Genomic DNA, 17,101 nt, shown 5'->3' on the forward strand with positions numbered 1-17,101 from the left:
TCGGCGTCGTCCTTCAGGCCATCCTACGTAAAGAGATTCAGACACTGTTGTGAGCCTTCTTTGTGACATCGCATCGCCATATGGCTCATTGATGGTCACTCCTATGAGATGGCTTTGCTGGCCCGAAGCTGATCAATGGAGGCGCGAAGGCGCTTGGCGTTAGCCGACGATCCCAGGAGGTATATGGTTTCGCGCATACCGTTGTAATCATCCAAAGAAATCATCACAACAGGTTCGCCACGCTGACGCGTGATTACAGCAGGCTCGTGGTTTCGGCAAACCTCGTCCATCGTCTGCTCAAGGTCGGCGCGAGCCTGGCTAAAGGTCAGTACACGCATTCTTCACTCCCTTCTCAAACACCGCTTGAATTCGATGCTAAAAGCCCTTAGGCCAGCTTAGAAGCATTACCGTGGGTCCTAGAAACGCAGCAGAGACCTTTTTCTGCAAGCAGAGATGCCTCTCGACATTGCACGCAGATCGAACATTCTGGCTTGAGCTACCCATGAAATCCATGGAGCCGCAGATCGTTCATGCCGTCGATCTGAGGGCATGCGGACAAATTGTGTGGATCGATACAGCAGCCACACGTACTCGCTGGAACGTCGCAAGAATTACCGTACGACCTGCTCATAGCTATCCCTAGGGGATAGCTATCACATGGCTCGCAACCGACGCGCTTACCTAACACCTAGCGAAAAACTGGTACGGCCACAGTGCGCCTTAATCGCAGCCTCCAGACGGTCCTGCATTGGAAAGTAGCGACTCGCCTTCTCGGGAGTCTTCCATGCGCGCACCCTACGCCACCGCTTGCCTCATACCTGCCTGCGCCGCGGCCCTATGCCTACTGCTCCAAAGCTGCGCCCTACTGCCATCCGGCCCAGCAAGCGCGCTGTCCGACACCCCTCCTGTGCGTTCGCCAACGCCCGTACCGGAACAGGATCTTTTGGTTGTCCGCCAGGGACGCTACACCCTGGTCGAGCAAGGACCTGAACTCGCTCAACGCAACCTGATGCGCCAGGTTGTGGACATTTCCATCCCCGCCGGCGCCGACCGTACTGTGGGCGATGCCCTGCGCTATGTGCTGATCCGCTCCGGCTTTTCGCTGTGCGAGACGCAAGAGGCGGCTCAGCTCTATGCGCTGCCCTTGCCGGCCGCACACCTGCAGTTGGGGCCGCTGCCGCTGCGTGACGCCCTGCAGACCCTGGCAGGCCCTGCCTGGACGCTACAGGTGGATTCGCTCGCTCGGCGTGTGTGCTTTGCACCTGCGCCGACCTACCCAATCGAGGGCCGGCCATCGTGAGGGTGCGAGCGTCTTTTCTGGCCATGCGTGCTGATCATCTACAACGCCTGGGCGGCGCCGCCTGGTTACTCGCGCTCAGCATCCTGATGGTGCATGACCACATGGGCCAGTCGCGCCTGCGTCAGCAACTAGTGCAACACAATGACCAGCCGTGCCTTCAGGCGCTGCAGGCAGATATGGCCACCCTCACTGCCCGACTGGATGCCCTGCCAACGCCAGAGCGCCTGGTCAGCCTGACCGAGCTAAGCGCAGTACGCGAGGACCTTAAAGCCAGCCTGGCTGCCGTTGTCCAGCAACAAGAAAAGCATGCCCAGGCTGCGGACGTGCTGACCTTGCAACAACGCACTGACCGACTTGAGGCTCAGTTGCACGCCCTGATGCACCAGGCAACGGCGCCTCGCGAGAAGCGCCAAACACCGGCACGACCTGCACCAAAGGCCAAGGCGTCCAAACTGCCCTTTCAGCTACTCGGTGCAGAGCAACGTGGCGGCCACACTTTTCTTGCCCTGTTACCAGTTCACCAGGAAGGGCTCAGCGCCGTCACGCTGCTCCGCGTGGGCGAGTCCTTGGGCCAATGGCAGCTCACCGGCTTGACCCAGGACACCGCGACATTTCGAGTGGATGGCCTGGTGCGGCGTCTGCCGCTGCCTGGAGGAGACACGCGATGACACAACGGTTACCTGCTACCGCGTTGCTCAGTCTGATCCTTGGCTCTATTCAGGCTGTTCAGGCATCTCCTGCGCCCACCGCCCACGACCAGACGCGTTGGAGCGATACCCAACACAGCCGACTCACGCTGAGCGAGGACGCACAGGCCCAGGCCTGGGGTCTGCAGGCCAGTGACTGGGTCCGCTATCGCGAGCTGATGCAGGGGCCGCTAGGCATCTACGCGCCGCACCTGGACCCGTTGACCGCCCTGGGTATCGAGGCACGAAGTGACGAAGAGCGTGCGCGCTTTGCGGAGTTGCAGGTCAGAGCCGAGGCCCGACGCGTCGAGAAACTGCTGACCTATCAGCGCGCCTACGACGCTGCCTGGCAGCGCCTTGCACCTGACTTGCAGCGGGTCACGCTCGAGGATGCCAAGGTGGCAGAGGAAGCGCGCCTTTCCGTGTTCGTCAAAGCGGACTGCCCGCCCTGCCTTGAACGTGTCCGGCAGTTGCAGGCACAAGGTCGGGCCTTCGACCTGTACCTGGTGGATAGTAAAGGCGATGACGCACGACTACGGCGTTGGGCGCGTCAGGCCCGCTTGGATCCCACGCGCGTTCAGCAGCGGACCATCACCCTCAACCATGACAATGGCCGCTTTCAGTCGCTAGGTCTTGCCGGCGAATTGCCCGTCGTCGCACAGCGGGTGAATGGACAATGGCAGCGACAGTAGCCACGCCAACAAGGCGCCGTCGAGCAGTCGCTGGCCTGGCGTTTTTGTTGTCGGCTTTGGTCAGCGTCGCCACCTGGGCGCAGGCTCAGCTGCCGCCTCCGGCCTATCAGCTTGCGGCCCAGCAAGCCGGCGTTCCCTCTCTGGTTCTGTACGCCATAGCACTGCAGGAAAGCGGGCGACGCTGGCAAGGACGATCAGTGCCGTGGCCCTGGACCCTGAACGTGGCTGGCGAGGCCAAGCGCTTTGCCAATCGCCATACGGCGTGCACCAGCCTGCTTCAGGCTATGGACACTACCCCGGACCGCAAAATCGATGTGGGTCTCGGCCAGATCAACCTGGGTTACCACCGCCATCGCGTCACTCGTCCTTGTGACTTGCTAGACCCCTATCAAAACCTTGCGATTGCCGCTGCAATCCTCGTCGAGCAGCGCGCAGTTACTCCTGACTGGCCAACCGCCATCGGCCGCTATCACCGTCCGGCCGGCGGCGCCCTTGCCGCACGCTATCAGCGCCTCGTCCAGGCGCATCTGGATCGCCTACAGGGTCAGGTAGCCAAGGAACTGCAGGTGGGAGGACTGCAGTGAGACCTGGGTTCAGAAGACGCTCGCTGTTCGTACTCGGTACGGGATGGCTATCCCTGCAGACAATGGCGGACCCACTCATCGTGGTGGTTCATGAGGGAGGTGTTTCCACCCAGCCGTACTTCGAGCCGTTCAAGCGGACAGCTCCACCACGTACGTCTACTGTGACCCCATTTCCTGCCGATGCTTATGAGGCTGAGGCCGCGATGCTACCGGTGCGGTCACAAAGACTGACTCCAGGCGAAGCTTCGACACGAGCGCTCCAAGCACCTGGGCTTAGCCCCCTGTTTCTCATCGGTGATGATGAGTACTCACGTCATTGGCTGAGCCAGCAGCGGCGGCAGCTGAAGGACCAGCAGGCTATTGGCCTGGTGGTAAATATCGACACTGCCGCGGCCTTGGCAGAACTTCGGCGCCTTGCCCCCGACGTCACCCTCATTCCAACCTCGGGGGATGACCTCGCCCAACGCCTGGGGCTGCACCACTACCCTGTGCTGCTCCTGCCAATGGCGGATGACAGGTAGCGCAGGCCATGTCCCATCTGACCGGCTATAAGCGCTGGCTTCGTCCAGCCGTGGAGTTGTACAGCGTTGGCGCCTGCATGCTAGCGGCTGGCATTGTTGCACTCATTCCCGAAACGCTCGGGCTCTCGGCCCCAATGGCCTCGTTCGCCACAACGGCATTCCTATGCCTCGCCGCTGCTCGGCTGTATCAGGCTCATCGCATCCTGCGCTACCGACGCAATCTTCGGCGGCTGCCTGCCTACACCCTGTCCAGTGCTGCGATACCGGTCAGCACGCAGACGCTGTTCATCGGTCGTGGATTTCGCTGGGAGGCGCGGCATACCCAACGCTTGCTCGAGACCTATTTGCCGCAATGCCGCCGCTATGTCGAGCCAAGCCGGTATCACCGCTTTATCCAACACCTCTTCAAACAGCCTTCGCGGCGCGGTCACCTGACTCAAGCCGCCATTGGCGGCTTGCCTCGTCTGCATGGCGTCGAGCCTGACGAACAAGACGTCTGCCTACCCTTGAACGAGCGTGTGGGTCATACGCTGGTACTGGGTACCACGCGGGTCGGCAAGACGCGGCTGGCCGAGCTCTTCATCGCGCAGGACATCCGCCGTCGCAATGCGCAGGGCGAGCATGAAGTGGTGATCGTGTTCGATCCCAAAGGCGATGCAGATCTGCTCAAGCGGATGTACGCCGAAGCCAAACGCGTCGGCCGTGAGCAGGAGTTGTTGGTGTTCCATCTGGGCTGGCCCGACAGCTCGGCTCGGTACAACGCCGTCGGCCGTTTTGGTCGTATCTCCGAGGTGGCTACTCGTCTTGCCGGGCAACTCTCCGGTGAAGGCGATAGCGCCGCCTTTCGCGAGTTTGCCTGGCGCTTCGTCAACATCATCGCGCGCGCTCTAGTGGAGCTGGGTCAGCGTCCTGACTATCGGTTGATCCAGCGCTATGTCATCAACATTGATGCGCTGTTTATTCAGTACGCCGAACACTACTTCGCCACACGCGAACCCGAGGCGTGGGCGGCGATCCTCAAGCTTGAGGCGGGACTGAACAACCGTAATCTGCCGCGGCACATGATTGGACGGGAGACCCGGGTCGTTGCCCTCGAGCAGTATCTTTCCAATACGCATCACTTCGATCCGGTGCTCGATGGCCTGCGCAGCGCCGTGCGCTACGAGCGCAGCTTTTTCGACAAGATTGTGGCTTCGCTCCTGCCCCTGCTGGAGAAGCTCACCACCGGCAAGATCGTCCAGTTGCTCTCGCCTGACTACGAGGATCTGCAGGATCCGCGGCCAATCTTCGACTGGATGCAAGTCGTTCGCCAACGCGCCATTGTTTATGTGGGCTTGGATGCCCTATCCGATGCCGAGGTCGCCGCAGCCGTAGGCAATTCCATGTTTGCGGATCTGGTTTCGGTGGCGGGACACCTCTACAAGTTCGGCGTCGACAGCGGATTACCCGGCGGCAAGCCAGGTACCAAGCCCACCATCAATCTGCACACCGATGAGTTCAACGAACTGATGGGTGATGAGTTTATCCCTCTGGTCAACAAGGGCGGCGGCGCTGGCGTTCAGGTGACGGCCTATACCCAGACCCTGTCGGATATCGAGGCACGGCTAGGTAATCGCGCCAAGGCTGGTCAGGTGATTGGCAACTTCAACAACCTGTTCATGTTGAGGGTACGCGAAACAGCCACAGCCGAACTGCTGACCCGCCAGCTCCCCCAGGTCGACGTCTATACACCCGCGCAATCCAGTAGCGTCACCGATACCTCTGATCCAGCGGCCGCCAGCGCCTTCACCTCCAGCACTCAAGATCAGCTCGTGGGCAGCCGCCGGCCTCTCATCGAGCCTGCTCATCTCGTCGCGTTGCCCAAGGGGCAGTGCTTTGCGCTGCTTGAGGGCGGTGCGCTTTGGAAGGTGCGCATGCCCTTGCCGCTACCAGACGCCGATGATGATTTACCGGCTGATCTTCGCGCGCTGACCGCTGCCATGCGTCGGCGCCCGTTCGGATCCAAGACGGCTGAGCCATCTGGCGAACCAGACTCACCACTCCCGACCGCCCCAGAGCCACCGGTGACTTCGACTACTGAGGCATCTGCTCATGAATGATGCCGTAGACATCCGGCCGCGTCGTTACGGAGGGTTTACCCAGCTTCTGCTACTGCCCTTTACGGTCTTGGGCCTACTGTGCGCCGCGCTGCTCCTTCGGCTTTTGCTGGAAGGCTTCGGCATGTTGTTCGTTTGGCCGGATAACCGCGATCTGCACGCGCAGATCCTTTACGAGCAGGATCGACGCGATCTCGCCCGCACGCCTTGGCCGGATCGATGGCAGTCGATTTCCCGTACGTGGCTAAATACCAAACGCTCAGTACAGCTCATGGCGCTATCCAACCCGTGGATCGAGTTACAAGGCAGGCTCGAAGCCATACCCAGCCTCCTTGGCCACAGAACGCCGAGCCTGCCTTGGGCAAAAGAACGTTCGGGGCTAAAAGAGGCTTTATCTGTAGCCCGGCACAGCGCGCTGAGCGTTGGCATACGAAGCCTACTGCTGCTTCAGGCTCTGCCTCTGCTGATACTGAGCGTGCTCGTCGGTACCGTAGACGGCTTGGTCCGACGGCAAGTGCGTCGCTTCAACGTGCAACGTGAATCGGGCTATCTCCATCACCGCGCGAAGGCCCTCTTCGTTCCACTGACACTGCTGCCAGGGTTCATGTACCTGGTACTGCCCATCAGCCTGTCTATTGCCAGCTTTGCGATTGTGAGTGCGATCCTGTCAGGCCTGATGGCCACAATTGCCATTGGGACTTTCAAGAAGCATCTCTGATGAACAGCTTTGGCTATTCCATTCAGGCAAGACGTCTAGAACATCTATCGCCAGCCAGGCTAAGACACGTTTCACGTGGAACGCTGCACTGTCTCTTGATCGTGCGAGCCCAGATATAACCCTTAGCAGTTATCCAGCTGTTCGCTCATCAAGCCAAGCACGATAAGCCGCCCAACGAGCGGTCCTTTTACTTCATCACCTGAGGATAGAAGCTGCTTCCAGACAGGGCTTTGGGGATCAGCCGGAATCTTATGAAGACGTTACGCTCTGGTCGTCTCGAGTAGCTCAGCATGCTGCTCGAAGTCATCCGCTAGCTGCTGCAGCGTGATACTTCGCAGGCGCGTCAGCAGCAAAGCCTGCGCGGCATCGAATGCCTCGGTCAGCGCATTGTTTACGGCTCGCTCAACCAGACATTCAGGATGATCGGTCGCCAAACCTATGGCGAAAATCGACGACGACCCGAGCGCCTGATGGATATCTAGCAGTGTGATCTCTGCAAGGGGCTTTGCCAGCATCCACCCTCCCCGATGACCCTTTTCAGAACGAACGTACCCCTGCTCCTTGAGCAGGGCCATCGTCCTGCGCACGACCACCGGATTAGTACTCAGCATCTGCGCCAAGCTGTCAGACGTCGCAGGCTGTTCATGGCGAGCCATGTGAATCAGCGTATGCAGCATCCGCGATAGGCGCGTGTCATTTCTCATAGCTCAAAAGCCTCATTCAAGCCGGCCAGCATCTCTCGACACAGGAAAAGTTACAAGACCTAGACTTTCGCTCATCACGTAACTTATGTTGTTTCCTGAAATTCAAGAGGGAAATTCCATGATCTACGATGTGATCGTTGTGGGGGGTAGCTACGCCGGTGTGTCCGCTGCCATGCAACTGGCTAGGGCGCGCCGTTCTGTGTTGGTGATTGATGCTGCGCAACGCCGTAATCGATTCGCTGCCACGTCTCATGGGTTCTTGGGGCAAGACGGCAACAGCCCAGATGCAATTGCTGACCAAGCACGTCGGCAACTACTCGCCTACCCATCCGTCACCTGGCATGACGCGTCTGCGGTTGCAGCAGAGAAACAGGCCGATGTGATCTCTATCGCTACAAGCGATGGCCTCACCTTCAATGCCCGTCGGCTGATTCTGGCTTCCGGCGTCACCGATGAGCTGCCAGATATTCCTGGTTTGGCTGAGCGCTGGGGGCGACAGGTCTTCCACTGCCCTTACTGCCATGGGTATGAGCTGGACAAAGGAAACATCGGTGTCCTGGCCAGCTCACCACTCGCTATCCATCAGGCCCTGATGCTGCCTGATTGGGGAGCAACAACCTTATTCCTCAACGGCGCCTTCCAGCCCGATGCAGAGCAAAGCGAGAAGCTTGCACAGCGTGGCGTTTCGCTCGAGCAAGAGCAGGTTGTTTCTATTGGTGGGAAGCGGTTGGAAGTGACACTGGCCAGTGGTCGTGTGATTACGCTTGCAGGACTGTTCGTCCAACCACGCACGCATCTGAACAACCCCCTGATCAAGCAGTTGGGCCTTGCCGTTGAAAGCGGTCCCTTGGGCGACTTCCTGACAGTAGATCAGATGCGGGAAACCAGTGTGGCAGGCGTGTTTGCCTGCGGAGATGCGGCAGTGGCTGCCGGTAACGTGGCGATCGCGGTCGGCGACGGTGCTCGCACAGGTGGCGCAGCTCACCAGTCGTTGATCTTTCGCTGAGCGAAGCAACTTCAGGCCGCCGGCTTTTTACCAAAGCACTAGCACGTATTAACCTGTCTTCTTGGCAAGGACAGTAGCGCACCTGCCAGCTCTACCTTATCTGACAGGTGCAGCGTCATTGCTCAAGAGGGTTGTTAACGTCGTGCTTCTGTCAGGGCTTGGCGGTAAAGCACGACAACATCGTTAAGCAACTCGCGCATCATCGACGCAAGCAGTTGCTGACGAAGTTCTCCGTTCTCTACCGACTCAGACGCCAACTGATCAAGCAGATCGTTCAGCACTGAAACATGCAACTCAGCTTCGGCATCCGGCGTATCCGACTCGAAGTCTGGCTGGCGCGCCCGAAGCAGAGGCGTTGGAAAAGGGACTATGGTGCTAGTGCGACTAGTCATGGCGCACCTCCATGCGAGAGGTAAGACACGTAGTCGGATGTGCCAGGCGGAGCCCGGGCTTGAAAGGAGGACGAGGCATTTTCCTTTTAATCCTTGGACAGGTTAAGGAACCGCCTACCAGCCTTCTCACGAGCATAGGAGGCGGACCGTGCAAGGGTGAGAATCCGGCGTCCAAGGGAACCGGCCAGGCAAAAGCCTGCCTCACACGGCCCGCCATAGAGGAGCATTAGCGCAGCATGCAAATACTGGCTAAGCACTATGACGCTACCGCGCCTTGGACAACTTCCAGGTTCTCACGCCCGGTCGCGGGATTGACCACGACAGCCAAAATCTAACGTTCGCGGTTACCGGTTGCAACCAACAAACCGGCTGGCGTGCGCTCCGCTTTCTCGGTGAGGCCACCGTCTACAAAAAACCGGGTACGCGCTGAATCGGATTTTCTGCGGCGTGACGCTCCCGTAAACGGCACCTTCGCGCCATCGAATCGCTCAGGACGCGAGCAAGATGGCAACGCGAAGGCCTCGCCCTACTTCAGTGGGCACTCCTCCTCACACCGCTCTCGGTTGCCCTAAGCGCCCCCCATGCATGGGAGGGCGACGGTGACGCTGAACGTGAGCAGCTAGCTGCCGTCATCCGGCAATTGACGATCACTGAACACCTGGCCGTTCAGACCGCTGCGCACACAGCCCCTGCAGGCACCCGCTACCACTTCGACTATGCCCGCCTGCAGCAAGACCTGCGGCGCATCCGCCAGGGCATCGAACACTACCTGACGCCGTCTCGGGCCCAGCCCAGGGATCTGCAGCCGCTGGCAGGTGACTACGCCCGCGAGGTCGATCCACATGAGGCGTCCTCGCCATGACCCTCTCCGCCGCACAGAGCGCAGCCTTTCAGGCCAGCGGTGGCTTCACCCCTGCTGCCGTCTCCACGGTGGTGCTGAGCCTGGTCTTTGCCGTCTTTCAGCTCTGGGGCGTCTGGGCCCTGCGTACGGCCTTCGTGAGCTGGGCCGAACACCGCATGACCCAACGCCAATTGCTGGGCGTCGCGGTGCGTTTTTTCTTCCTGTACCTGGCCCTGATTTTTCTACTGCTCTCCTGACTTGTGGAGGACCTGAACGTGTCTACGTCGCTGCTGCGCATCTGCCCTCGCCGTCTTGCTCAATCCCTGACGGCCGTCAGTGGTATCGGGCTGATTGAAGGCGCCCACGCCGCTGGCTTGCCCAAGATGGAAGCGCCCACCCGTGGGCAAGGCACCGGCATCCTGCAGACCCTGCAGAACTACGGCTACGACATCGTCATGCTGGTCGCCCTGCTGGTTGTGGCGTCCATGTTTATCGGCGTGTGCTACCACGCCTATACCCGCTACTCCGAGATCCACACTGGCCGCGCCACCTGGGGGCAATTTGGTCTTACCGTGGCCGTAGGCGCCATGCTATTGGTCGTGGGGATCTGGCTGCTGACCACCGCCATCGGTGTGCTCTGACGCGCGGAGCGGCCCCTCACCATGGAGACCGTACGCGCCGAAGACGGCCAGGTTCTGTTCCTGCCCCACCGACTCAATCGCCAACCGGCCGTTGTTCGAGGCCTGACCGCGGACGAGCTCTGGTTTGCCTCCACCCTGTTTGCGTTGATCGGGCTAGGGCTGAGTCTGCCGCTTGCGGTTGTGGTTGGGCAGCTGGCGGTGCTGCCCACGGGCATCCTCATCACCCTCGCGGTTGGGCTCTACCTGAGCAGCGGATTGCTGCAGACCCTCAAGCGCGGACGACCTGATACCTGGCTGCATCGGCACCTGCAATGGCAGGTAGCAACCCGCCTCCCCCTCCTGGCCACCTGGGTCGGCGGACAGGCGTTGATCCTGCGCTCAGGCACCTGGAGCACACGACGTTCCCGGCCGGTCCTGCGTAAAGGGGAGCGCTGGTCATGAGTCGCTTTCGCCACGAAATCGTGCATCTGCAGGCGCACATACGCACCCTTCGCCTGGCCGCCGCTGCCCTGGCCCTACTGGCGCTGCTACTGGGCCTTGGCTGGTGGAGCGCGCCGCGCGATCTGACCATCCATATCCCACCCGACCTGCGTTCAGGTAGCACCCGACGCTGGTGGGACGTACCTCCCGAAAACGTCTATGCCTTCGCCTTCTACATCTGGCAGCAGCTGCAGCGCTGGCCCAGCGATGGCGAGGCGGATTACCCGCGCAACCTTAAAACCCTCTCGGCCTACCTCACGCCCGCCTGCCAGGACTTCCTCGAGCAGGACTATCAGCGTCGACGCGCCAACGGCGAGCTGCGGCTACGTGTCCGGGGCCTCTACGAGATCCCAGGACGCGGCTACGGCGAGGACCCGGCGCGTCGGGTCAGGGTGATCTCGGCTCGCGACTGGATCGTCACGCTGGATCTGACGGCGGATGAGTACTACAGCAGCGAGCAGATCAAGCGGGCACTGGTGCGCTACCAGCTCAAGGTCGCACGGCTGGATCAAGACCCTGAGCACAACCCGTTCGGCCTTGCGCTGGACTGCTATGCCCAGCCGCCACAACGCATCGACCGCCATCCGGACCCGACGCCTGCTCAAGCCCCAGGAGCCGCCACATGACTCGCCAGCCCCTATCCCTGCTCGCCGCGCTGTTCCTTGGGCTCGGTGTGGCAGCATCCGGTCAGGCCACACAGATCCTGCACTGGCAGCGCCTGCCCCTCACGGTGCCGCTCACGGTAGGCCAGGAACGTGTCGTGTTCCTTGACCGCAAGGTGCGCGTTGGCGTCCCTACAGCTCTGAGTGATCGCTTGCGTATCCAAAGCACCGGCGGCGCGCTGTACCTGCGCGCCAGCACCATGCTTCCGCCCACGCGGCTGCAGGTACAGGATGTGCAGACGGGCATGATCATCCTGCTCGACATCGCCGCAGAGCCGGCCAAATCGGGTCAACCGCCAGCGGAGCCGATTCGAATCGTTCTGGATGCGCCAGGCGAAGAGTCGTCGCCCGCGTCGACTACGCCCGAAGCCGGTACTGCTCAGAGCGCTCCGGACGCGGCCCTGGCGATGACCCTGACCCGCTATGCCGCCCAGCGTCTCTATGCACCCTTACGCACCCTTGAGCCACTCGAGGGCATTCGCCCCGCCGCGGTGGAGAAAGAGCTGCCGCTGGACAGCCTGTTGCCGGGGCTACCGGTTAGGGCACACGCCCTTGCCGCCTGGCAACTGCAGCACCTGCGAGTCACCGCAGTTCGCCTGAGCAATCAAAGCGCACGTCCTATCGCGTTGGTGCCCGAGACACTACAGGGCGACTTTGTGGCTGCCACCTTCCAGCACCCCGACCTTGGCCCGTCCGGTCAGGCCACCGATACCACAGTGGTTTATCTCGTTACTCGCCACCAGGGACTGCGGGGCGCCGTGCTCCCCAGGGTCACGCCCTTCCCAGACGTCGCACCTCGCCCTCCTGTCTTACCCGCGCTGCGCCACGGTAATGTCGATGAAGACCAGTAGCCTACTCAAATGGGCGGCCATTCCCCTGGCCGGAATGATGACTGCCGTTGGCCTTACGCGATGCACCGGGTCCTCCAGTACGTCTGATGTTGAGCCCGAAACCGCTCATGCGCTGACCCAAGAGGAACGCGCCGCTTTGGGGGTTGAAGGCGACTCCCCTCGGGACACCGTCGCGACCCTGGTAGCTCAGGTCAAGCAGCTGCGTCAGGAGCTGGAGACTGCAACGCGCGATGTGCAGCACTCACGTCATGCGCCCGGCCGTCTTGAGGATGCAACCGCGCTGGTTGATCAGCGAATCGAACACGCCCTGCAGGCTGAGCGGGCGCAGCGGCAGCAGGCTCAGGAGCAGCTGGCGCGTGAACGGCAGCAAACCGAACAATTGCTCAACGACGTCAAGCAGCGCCTGCACACTCCCGCACAGGACGATGCCACGGAGCTGCCGGTAGGGCTCGGCCTTGAGCCCACCCAAGAGGCGTCGACTGAAGTACCACTGCGCTGGATTGAGCCGAGCGATGTGCCGCCTGACGCTGCGTCCAGCAAGAGCCAGGCACACCCACTGCAGCTGGGATTAGCCCCTGAGTCGCCACCCGCCCCAGTCCCTGACAACCGAATGAGCCACGCACCTGATGCTCCGGCCAAACCGGTCTATACCTTGCCGGCCAATGCCACCCTGGTGGGCTCGGTCGCCATGACGGCCCTGATCGGCCGGGTCCCCGTCGACGGCACGGTGAATGACCCCTACCCCTTCAAGGTGCTGATCGGCCCGGACAACCTGACCGCCAACGGCATCGAATTACCCGATGTGGCCGGCGCCGTGGTTAGCGGAACGGCCTCCGGTGACTGGACTCTGTCCTGCGTCCGCGGACAGATCCGCAGCCTGACCTTTGTCTTTACCGACGGCACGATCCGCACCCTACCTGACGATGACCCGCCCAGCGGCCAGGCCCGACGCGGTGAGTCGGCGGACAACGCCCTGGGCTGGATCAGCGATGACCACGGCATTCCCTGCGTAGCGGGTGAACGGCGTAGCAATGCGGCCCAGTACCTGGGCTCGCAAGCCTTGATCACCGCCGCAGGTGCTGGCGCGGCATCGCTCCTGTCAGCCGACAAGGGCACGCATGCCGTCTTCAGCGGCGCCGGCACGTTCGGCACCACCAGCACGTCCGGACAGGGGGCGCTCAACCAGATCCTGGCCAGTGGCATGCAGGACCTGTCGCAGTGGGTCAATCGGTTCTATGGCCAAGCCTTCGCGGCGGTGTACGTGAAACCCGGCGCCCAGGTTGCGGTTCACCTGGAGCGGCCCGTCACGCTCGATTACGTCCCCCAGGGGCGACGCGTTCATCACCTGACAGGAGGCTTCCATGCAGCGCCCTTGGACTGACATGACTTTCGCGCTTGCCACTCCGCTGCTGGCCCTAGCGCTGACGGGCTGCGCCAGCAAGGACATGCTACTTCCGCCCGGTGATCACACCATGCTCGACCTCTGGAGTACCTACACGAGCAGTGTCCAGGGCGCCGAGGTTCGCCTGAACGAGGCCCGGCAGCAGGTGCGTCGTCCGTTGTCCGTCGGAGATGAGCACCCCTCCAGCGGCCCGCGTGCGGACCTGCGCCAGCGCGCTCATTCCCTCAACCAGCAGTTTCCCCGCCTGCCTAACCCTGATCTGGTGATGTATGTCTTCCCGCATTTGGCCGGCGAGGAGTCAGTTCCGGTACCAGGCTACAGCACAGTATTTCCGCTCTATCGACACGTACCCTACGCCCTGCCCGGTGAGCGCGTGGAGGACTACTGATGCGCCGCGCTTGGCTCCGCTGGCCACGCCTGCGCCAGACGACACCGGATCCTCAGTCATCGGATGCCTGGCAGGCCCATGTCATGCGGCTAGCCAAGCACGGGCTGGCTGCCCCGGGCGCCTGCCTGGACCCGTCCAAACGCCGGCCTGCCACCCAAGCGGATCAGGACAGGCTGTACGCCCAGGCGCCCTCGTTCGTCGATCTCCTGCCGTGGGTGGAATACCTGCCTGATGCGCAGTGCATGCTCTTGGACGATGGCCGCTCGGTGGCAGCCTTCTTCGAGTTGCAACCACTGGCGACAGAAGGACGCGAGCCTGACTGGTTCGCGCAAGCGCGCGATGCCGTAGAAACCGCTCTGCAGGAAACACTCGATGAGCACGACGAGAGCCCCTGGGTCGTACAGTTCTATGCCCAGGACGAGCCCACCTTCGAGACTTATCTAAACACACTGTCCGACTACGTCCGCCCTCTCGCACGTCACAGCGTCTTCACGGACTACTACCTGGGCCTGACCGCCCGCCACCTGCAGGCCGTCAGCACGCCCGGCGGACTGTTCGACGACACCACCGTGACCCAGTTGCCCTGGCGTGGGCAGCACCGCCGTACCCGGATGGTCGTCTACCGGCGCCTTCCCGCCACCACGCGCCGCAGCCCTGTGTCAGCGCCTGAGCAGGATCTGAATGCAACCTGCGACCGCCTTACAGCGGCGCTCGCCAGCGCGGGTGTGTCCAGCACACGCCTGGACGCTGCCGCCATCCATGATTGGCTGCTCCGCTGGTTCAATCCCGATCCCACTCACCTGGGCCATACCGACGCCGACAAGGCACGCTTCTATACCCTGACCCGCTATCCGGACACGACACCACCCGACGCCCTGGAATTGGCCAGCGGGACCGATTTTGCGCAGCGCCTTTTCTTCACGCCACCTCGCTCAGACCGAACAACAGGGGTGTGGTACTTCGACGATCAGCCTCATCGCGTCCTGGTGGTTGATCGACTGCGTCAGCCTCCGGAAGCAGGCCACCTGAGCGGTGAGATGCGGCATGGTGAGGCTCTTAATGCGGTAATGGATCAGCTACCAGCGGGCACGGTGATGTGCCTGACGGTAGTCGCAACGCCACAGGATGGATTGGAAGCGCAGCTCAATACGCTGGCACGCAAGGCCGTGGGCGACACTTTGGCCTCCCTGCACACCCGCCAGGACGTCGAGCAGGCCCGCGCCCTGATTGGCGGACAGCACAAGCTGTATCGAGGCGCGCTGGCGTTCTATGTGCGCGCACCGGCGATGGAGAGTCTGCGCCAACGCTGCCACACGCTTAACAACGTGCTGCTGACGGCAGGCCTGCAGGTGGTACGCGAAGACGCGGAGGTGGCGCCGCTTAACAGCTACCTTCGTTGGCTACCCGCAGTCTTTGATCCTGCGGCCGACCGCCGGCATTGGTATACCCAGTTGATGTTCGTGCAGCACGCCGTGAACCTGGCCCCTGTCTGGGGCCGTAGTACGGGAACGGGTCATCCCGGCATCACCTTCTTCAATCGAGGTGGAGGTCTGGTGACCTTCGACCCGCTGAGCCGCCTTGATCGCCAGATGAACGCCCACCTGTTTCTGTTCGGTCCAACCGGGTCGGGCAAGAGCGCGACCTTGAATTACCTGCTGCAGCAGGTGACCGCGCTGTACCGACCTCGATTATTCATCGTCGAGGCCGGTAACTCCTTTGGACTGTTTGCCGACTTCGCCGCCCGCCTGGGGTTGTCCGTTCACCGCGTAACCCTCACACCGGGCAGCGGCATCAGCCTGGCACCCTTCGCCGATGCCTGGCGGCTGGTCACACCGACCTCCCCCAAAGCGCTCGACAGTACAGAGGGTAATCAGTCAGAGGCGTCGGATGAGCAGCGTGATGTCCTGGGCGAACTGGAGATCATCGCGCGCCTGATGATCACCGGCGGAGATCCACGCGAGGACGCACGCATGACCCGCGCAGACCGGAGCCTGCTGCGTCAGTGCCTATTGGCGACCGCCGAACGTTGTGTAGCGCAGGGACAGCCCGTGCTGACCCGCGATCTTTGCGCCACGTTACGCGAACAGGCGCGCGACGACGCCCTTCCCGAACCTCGACGCGCCCGCCTCTTGGACATGGCCGAAGCCATGAGCCTGTTTTGTCAGGGCAGCGACGGCGAACTCTTTGATCGCCCTGGCACGCCGTGGCCTGAGGCTGACATCACCCTGGTGGATCTGGCGACCTTTGCCCGGGAGGGCTATGGCGCGCAGCTTGCCGTGGCCTACGTCAGCCTCATCAACGCCGTGAACAACCTGGCTGAGCGCGATCAGTTCCTGGGGCGTCCCTTGATCAACGTCACCGACGAAGGACACATCATCACCAAGAACCCACTGTTGGCACCCTATGTGGTCAAGATCACCAAGATGTGGCGAAAGCTCGGCGCCTGGTTCTGGCTGGCCACTCAGAATCTGGACGATTTGCCAGCGGCGGCTGAACCCATGCTCAACATGATCGAGTGGTGGATCTGCCTGTCGATGCCGCCCGATGAGGTCGAGAAGATCGCCCGCTTTCGCGAGCTAACGCCTGCTCAGAAGGCCTTGATGCGCTCGGCACGCAAGGAAGCCGGCAAGTTTAGCGAAGGAGTCATCCTGTCCAAGTCGATGGAAACGCTCTTTCGCGTGATACCACCTAGCCTGGTTCTGGCCTTGGCCATGACCGACCCGGAAGAAAAAGCTGAGCGCTACCGCTATGTGCAACAGGACGGGCTCAGCGAGTTGGACGCAGCGTTCAAGATGGCAGAGGCGCTTGACCAGCAGCGTGGCATTACCACGGCCCTCCTTGATCCTCCTAGGCCGCCGCCTAACTGAACGAGCGGGCGCTCAGGCAGACCTGTCGCTCATTATCCGCAGGGATGATCAGTCGCCGCGCTGCCATAGGCTTTCTAGAAAACGCCTACCCCAATCTGCATGCTCCACCCAAGCGTGGCCAAATCGATTTATCCAAGCGAGGCGGTAATTTACCGTCAGCAGGAGCGGTGCTTCACATCCGTAAGGCTGGTTTCACGCTGGAAAATCCACCCGAAAGCATGCGAAACGCAAATCAGAGTTATGGGTTTGCGTTAGCAACGCTTTTGATCT

20 protein-coding genes are annotated in these 17,101 nt (G+C 61.7%); 17 read left to right on the forward strand and 3 right to left on the reverse strand.

Going from position 1 to position 17,101, the window contains the following annotated elements:
* Positions 1-101: 101 nt before the first annotated feature.
* Positions 102-338 (reverse strand): type II toxin-antitoxin system Phd/YefM family antitoxin, encoded by a 237-nt coding sequence (locus POR01S_RS07010; RefSeq protein ID WP_042134779.1) that lies wholly within the window; start codon positions 336-338, stop codon positions 102-104.
* A gap of 605 nt (positions 339-943) precedes the next feature.
* Between POR01S_RS07010 and pilL2 the strand changes: the two genes are divergently transcribed.
* From pilL2 to POR01S_RS23100, 7 genes are all read left to right on the forward strand, one after another.
* Entirely contained in the window at positions 944-1,300 is a 357-nt protein-coding gene (gene pilL2 / locus POR01S_RS07015; RefSeq protein ID WP_052382639.1) for a PFGI-1 class ICE element type IV pilus protein PilL2, read from the forward strand.
* Positions 1,301-1,323: 23 nt separating this feature from the next.
* Positions 1,324-1,968 (forward strand): hypothetical protein, encoded by a 645-nt coding sequence (locus POR01S_RS07020; protein ID WP_156045011.1) that lies wholly within the window; start codon positions 1,324-1,326, stop codon positions 1,966-1,968.
* Entirely contained in the window at positions 1,965-2,678 is a 714-nt protein-coding gene (locus POR01S_RS07025) for a TIGR03759 family integrating conjugative element protein (RefSeq protein WP_042134784.1), read from the forward strand. The genes POR01S_RS07020 and POR01S_RS07025 overlap by 4 nt, the downstream gene beginning before the upstream one ends.
* Entirely contained in the window at positions 2,663-3,262 is a 600-nt protein-coding gene (locus POR01S_RS07030) for a transglycosylase SLT domain-containing protein (protein WP_042134786.1), read from the forward strand. Before POR01S_RS07025 ends, POR01S_RS07030 begins: the two co-directional genes overlap by 16 nt.
* Positions 3,263-3,324: 62 nt before the next feature.
* The gene (locus POR01S_RS23325) at positions 3,325-3,783 is read left to right on the forward strand and encodes an integrating conjugative element protein (RefSeq protein WP_081875177.1); all 459 of its coding nucleotides are present in this window, start codon (positions 3,325-3,327) and stop codon (positions 3,781-3,783) included.
* An 8-nt stretch (positions 3,784-3,791) separates the two neighbouring features.
* A complete protein-coding gene (gene traD / locus POR01S_RS07035; RefSeq protein WP_042134788.1) occupies positions 3,792-5,882 on the forward strand; it encodes a type IV conjugative transfer system coupling protein TraD in 2,091 nt (696 codons plus the stop codon).
* The gene (locus POR01S_RS23100) at positions 5,875-6,597 is read left to right on the forward strand and encodes an IncC plasmid conjugative DNA transfer DtrJ family protein (RefSeq protein ID WP_052382640.1); all 723 of its coding nucleotides are present in this window, start codon (positions 5,875-5,877) and stop codon (positions 6,595-6,597) included. The genes traD and POR01S_RS23100 overlap by 8 nt, the downstream gene beginning before the upstream one ends.
* A 260-nt stretch (positions 6,598-6,857) precedes the next feature.
* Here the strand turns inward: POR01S_RS23100 and POR01S_RS07045 are convergent, their stop codons facing one another.
* Complete coding sequence (locus POR01S_RS07045) at positions 6,858-7,301, reverse strand: Rrf2 family transcriptional regulator (protein ID WP_042134791.1); 444 nt, start codon at positions 7,299-7,301, stop codon at positions 6,858-6,860.
* A 118-nt stretch (positions 7,302-7,419) separates the two neighbouring features.
* Here POR01S_RS07045 and POR01S_RS07050 point away from each other — a divergent pair, with 118 nt between their 5' ends.
* The gene (locus POR01S_RS07050; RefSeq protein ID WP_042134793.1) at positions 7,420-8,307 is read left to right on the forward strand and encodes an NAD(P)/FAD-dependent oxidoreductase; all 888 of its coding nucleotides are present in this window, start codon (positions 7,420-7,422) and stop codon (positions 8,305-8,307) included.
* Between the two features lie 134 nt (positions 8,308-8,441).
* On the opposite strand, the gene POR01S_RS07055 is transcribed toward POR01S_RS07050, so the two are convergent.
* Entirely contained in the window at positions 8,442-8,699 is a 258-nt protein-coding gene (locus POR01S_RS07055; protein WP_042134795.1) for a hypothetical protein, read from the reverse strand.
* 478 nt (positions 8,700-9,177) lie between these two features.
* Here POR01S_RS07055 and POR01S_RS23330 point away from each other — a divergent pair, with 478 nt between their 5' ends.
* Genes POR01S_RS23330 through POR01S_RS07100 form a run of 9 tightly spaced genes read left to right on the forward strand, consistent with a single transcriptional unit; the run spans position 9,178 to position 16,831 of the window.
* The gene (locus POR01S_RS23330; RefSeq protein WP_081875178.1) at positions 9,178-9,561 is read left to right on the forward strand and encodes an integrative conjugative element protein, RAQPRD family; all 384 of its coding nucleotides are present in this window, start codon (positions 9,178-9,180) and stop codon (positions 9,559-9,561) included.
* Positions 9,558-9,797 (forward strand): TIGR03758 family integrating conjugative element protein, encoded by a 240-nt coding sequence (locus POR01S_RS07065; protein ID WP_007160000.1) that lies wholly within the window; start codon positions 9,558-9,560, stop codon positions 9,795-9,797. Before POR01S_RS23330 ends, POR01S_RS07065 begins: the two co-directional genes overlap by 4 nt.
* A 12-nt stretch (positions 9,798-9,809) precedes the next feature.
* Positions 9,810-10,181: a TIGR03745 family integrating conjugative element membrane protein gene (locus tag POR01S_RS07070; RefSeq protein WP_042135424.1), complete on the forward strand. Its 372-nt coding sequence runs from the start codon at positions 9,810-9,812 to the stop codon at positions 10,179-10,181.
* A gap of 21 nt (positions 10,182-10,202) precedes the next feature.
* On the forward strand, positions 10,203-10,622 hold the full coding sequence (locus tag POR01S_RS07075; RefSeq protein ID WP_042134799.1) for a TIGR03750 family conjugal transfer protein: 420 nt from the start codon (positions 10,203-10,205) through the stop codon (positions 10,620-10,622).
* Positions 10,619-11,287, forward strand: a complete 669-nt coding sequence (locus POR01S_RS07080) for a PFL_4703 family integrating conjugative element protein (protein WP_042134801.1) — start codon at positions 10,619-10,621, stop codon at positions 11,285-11,287. The genes POR01S_RS07075 and POR01S_RS07080 overlap by 4 nt, the downstream gene beginning before the upstream one ends.
* Positions 11,284-12,174, forward strand: a complete 891-nt coding sequence (locus POR01S_RS07085; RefSeq protein ID WP_042134803.1) for a TIGR03749 family integrating conjugative element protein — start codon at positions 11,284-11,286, stop codon at positions 12,172-12,174. The genes POR01S_RS07080 and POR01S_RS07085 overlap by 4 nt, the downstream gene beginning before the upstream one ends.
* On the forward strand, positions 12,161-13,555 hold the full coding sequence (locus POR01S_RS07090; protein WP_042134805.1) for a TIGR03752 family integrating conjugative element protein: 1,395 nt from the start codon (positions 12,161-12,163) through the stop codon (positions 13,553-13,555). The genes POR01S_RS07085 and POR01S_RS07090 overlap by 14 nt, the downstream gene beginning before the upstream one ends.
* On the forward strand, positions 13,536-13,964 hold the full coding sequence (locus tag POR01S_RS07095) for a TIGR03751 family conjugal transfer lipoprotein (RefSeq protein WP_042134807.1): 429 nt from the start codon (positions 13,536-13,538) through the stop codon (positions 13,962-13,964). Before POR01S_RS07090 ends, POR01S_RS07095 begins: the two co-directional genes overlap by 20 nt.
* Entirely contained in the window at positions 13,964-16,831 is a 2,868-nt protein-coding gene (locus POR01S_RS07100; protein WP_042134809.1) for a conjugative transfer ATPase, read from the forward strand. Before POR01S_RS07095 ends, POR01S_RS07100 begins: the two co-directional genes overlap by 1 nt.
* The last annotated feature ends 270 nt before the right edge of the window (positions 16,832-17,101 follow it).

This window comes from Pseudomonas oryzihabitans NBRC 102199 (assembly GCF_000730625.1).
In the GTDB taxonomy this organism is placed as follows: domain Bacteria; phylum Pseudomonadota; class Gammaproteobacteria; order Pseudomonadales; family Pseudomonadaceae; genus Chryseomonas; species Chryseomonas oryzihabitans.

Excerpts from the sequence above, each read along its gene's own strand:
- POR01S_RS07010 (WP_042134779.1), bottom strand. The coding sequence starts at position 338 with ATGCGTGTACTGACCTTTAGCCAGGCTCGCGCCGACCTTGAGCAGACG.
- POR01S_RS07020 (WP_156045011.1), top strand. The coding sequence starts at position 1,324 with ATGCGTGCTGATCATCTACAACGCCTGGGCGGCGCCGCCTGGTTACTC.
- POR01S_RS07025 (WP_042134784.1), top strand. The coding sequence starts at position 1,965 with ATGACACAACGGTTACCTGCTACCGCGTTGCTCAGTCTGATCCTTGGC.
- POR01S_RS07030 (WP_042134786.1), top strand. The coding sequence starts at position 2,663 with ATGGCAGCGACAGTAGCCACGCCAACAAGGCGCCGTCGAGCAGTCGCT.
- POR01S_RS23325 (WP_081875177.1), top strand. The coding sequence starts at position 3,325 with ATGGCGGACCCACTCATCGTGGTGGTTCATGAGGGAGGTGTTTCCACC.
- traD (WP_042134788.1), top strand. The coding sequence starts at position 3,792 with ATGTCCCATCTGACCGGCTATAAGCGCTGGCTTCGTCCAGCCGTGGAG.
- POR01S_RS23100 (WP_052382640.1), top strand. The coding sequence starts at position 5,875 with ATGAATGATGCCGTAGACATCCGGCCGCGTCGTTACGGAGGGTTTACC.
- POR01S_RS07045 (WP_042134791.1), bottom strand. The coding sequence starts at position 7,301 with ATGAGAAATGACACGCGCCTATCGCGGATGCTGCATACGCTGATTCAC.
- POR01S_RS07050 (WP_042134793.1), top strand. The coding sequence starts at position 7,420 with ATGATCTACGATGTGATCGTTGTGGGGGGTAGCTACGCCGGTGTGTCC.
- POR01S_RS07055 (WP_042134795.1), bottom strand. The coding sequence starts at position 8,699 with ATGACTAGTCGCACTAGCACCATAGTCCCTTTTCCAACGCCTCTGCTT.
- POR01S_RS07065 (WP_007160000.1), top strand. The coding sequence starts at position 9,558 with ATGACCCTCTCCGCCGCACAGAGCGCAGCCTTTCAGGCCAGCGGTGGC.
- POR01S_RS07075 (WP_042134799.1), top strand. The coding sequence starts at position 10,203 with ATGGAGACCGTACGCGCCGAAGACGGCCAGGTTCTGTTCCTGCCCCAC.
- POR01S_RS07080 (WP_042134801.1), top strand. The coding sequence starts at position 10,619 with ATGAGTCGCTTTCGCCACGAAATCGTGCATCTGCAGGCGCACATACGC.
- POR01S_RS07085 (WP_042134803.1), top strand. The coding sequence starts at position 11,284 with ATGACTCGCCAGCCCCTATCCCTGCTCGCCGCGCTGTTCCTTGGGCTC.
- POR01S_RS07090 (WP_042134805.1), top strand. The coding sequence starts at position 12,161 with ATGAAGACCAGTAGCCTACTCAAATGGGCGGCCATTCCCCTGGCCGGA.
- POR01S_RS07095 (WP_042134807.1), top strand. The coding sequence starts at position 13,536 with ATGCAGCGCCCTTGGACTGACATGACTTTCGCGCTTGCCACTCCGCTG.
- POR01S_RS07100 (WP_042134809.1), top strand. The coding sequence starts at position 13,964 with ATGCGCCGCGCTTGGCTCCGCTGGCCACGCCTGCGCCAGACGACACCG.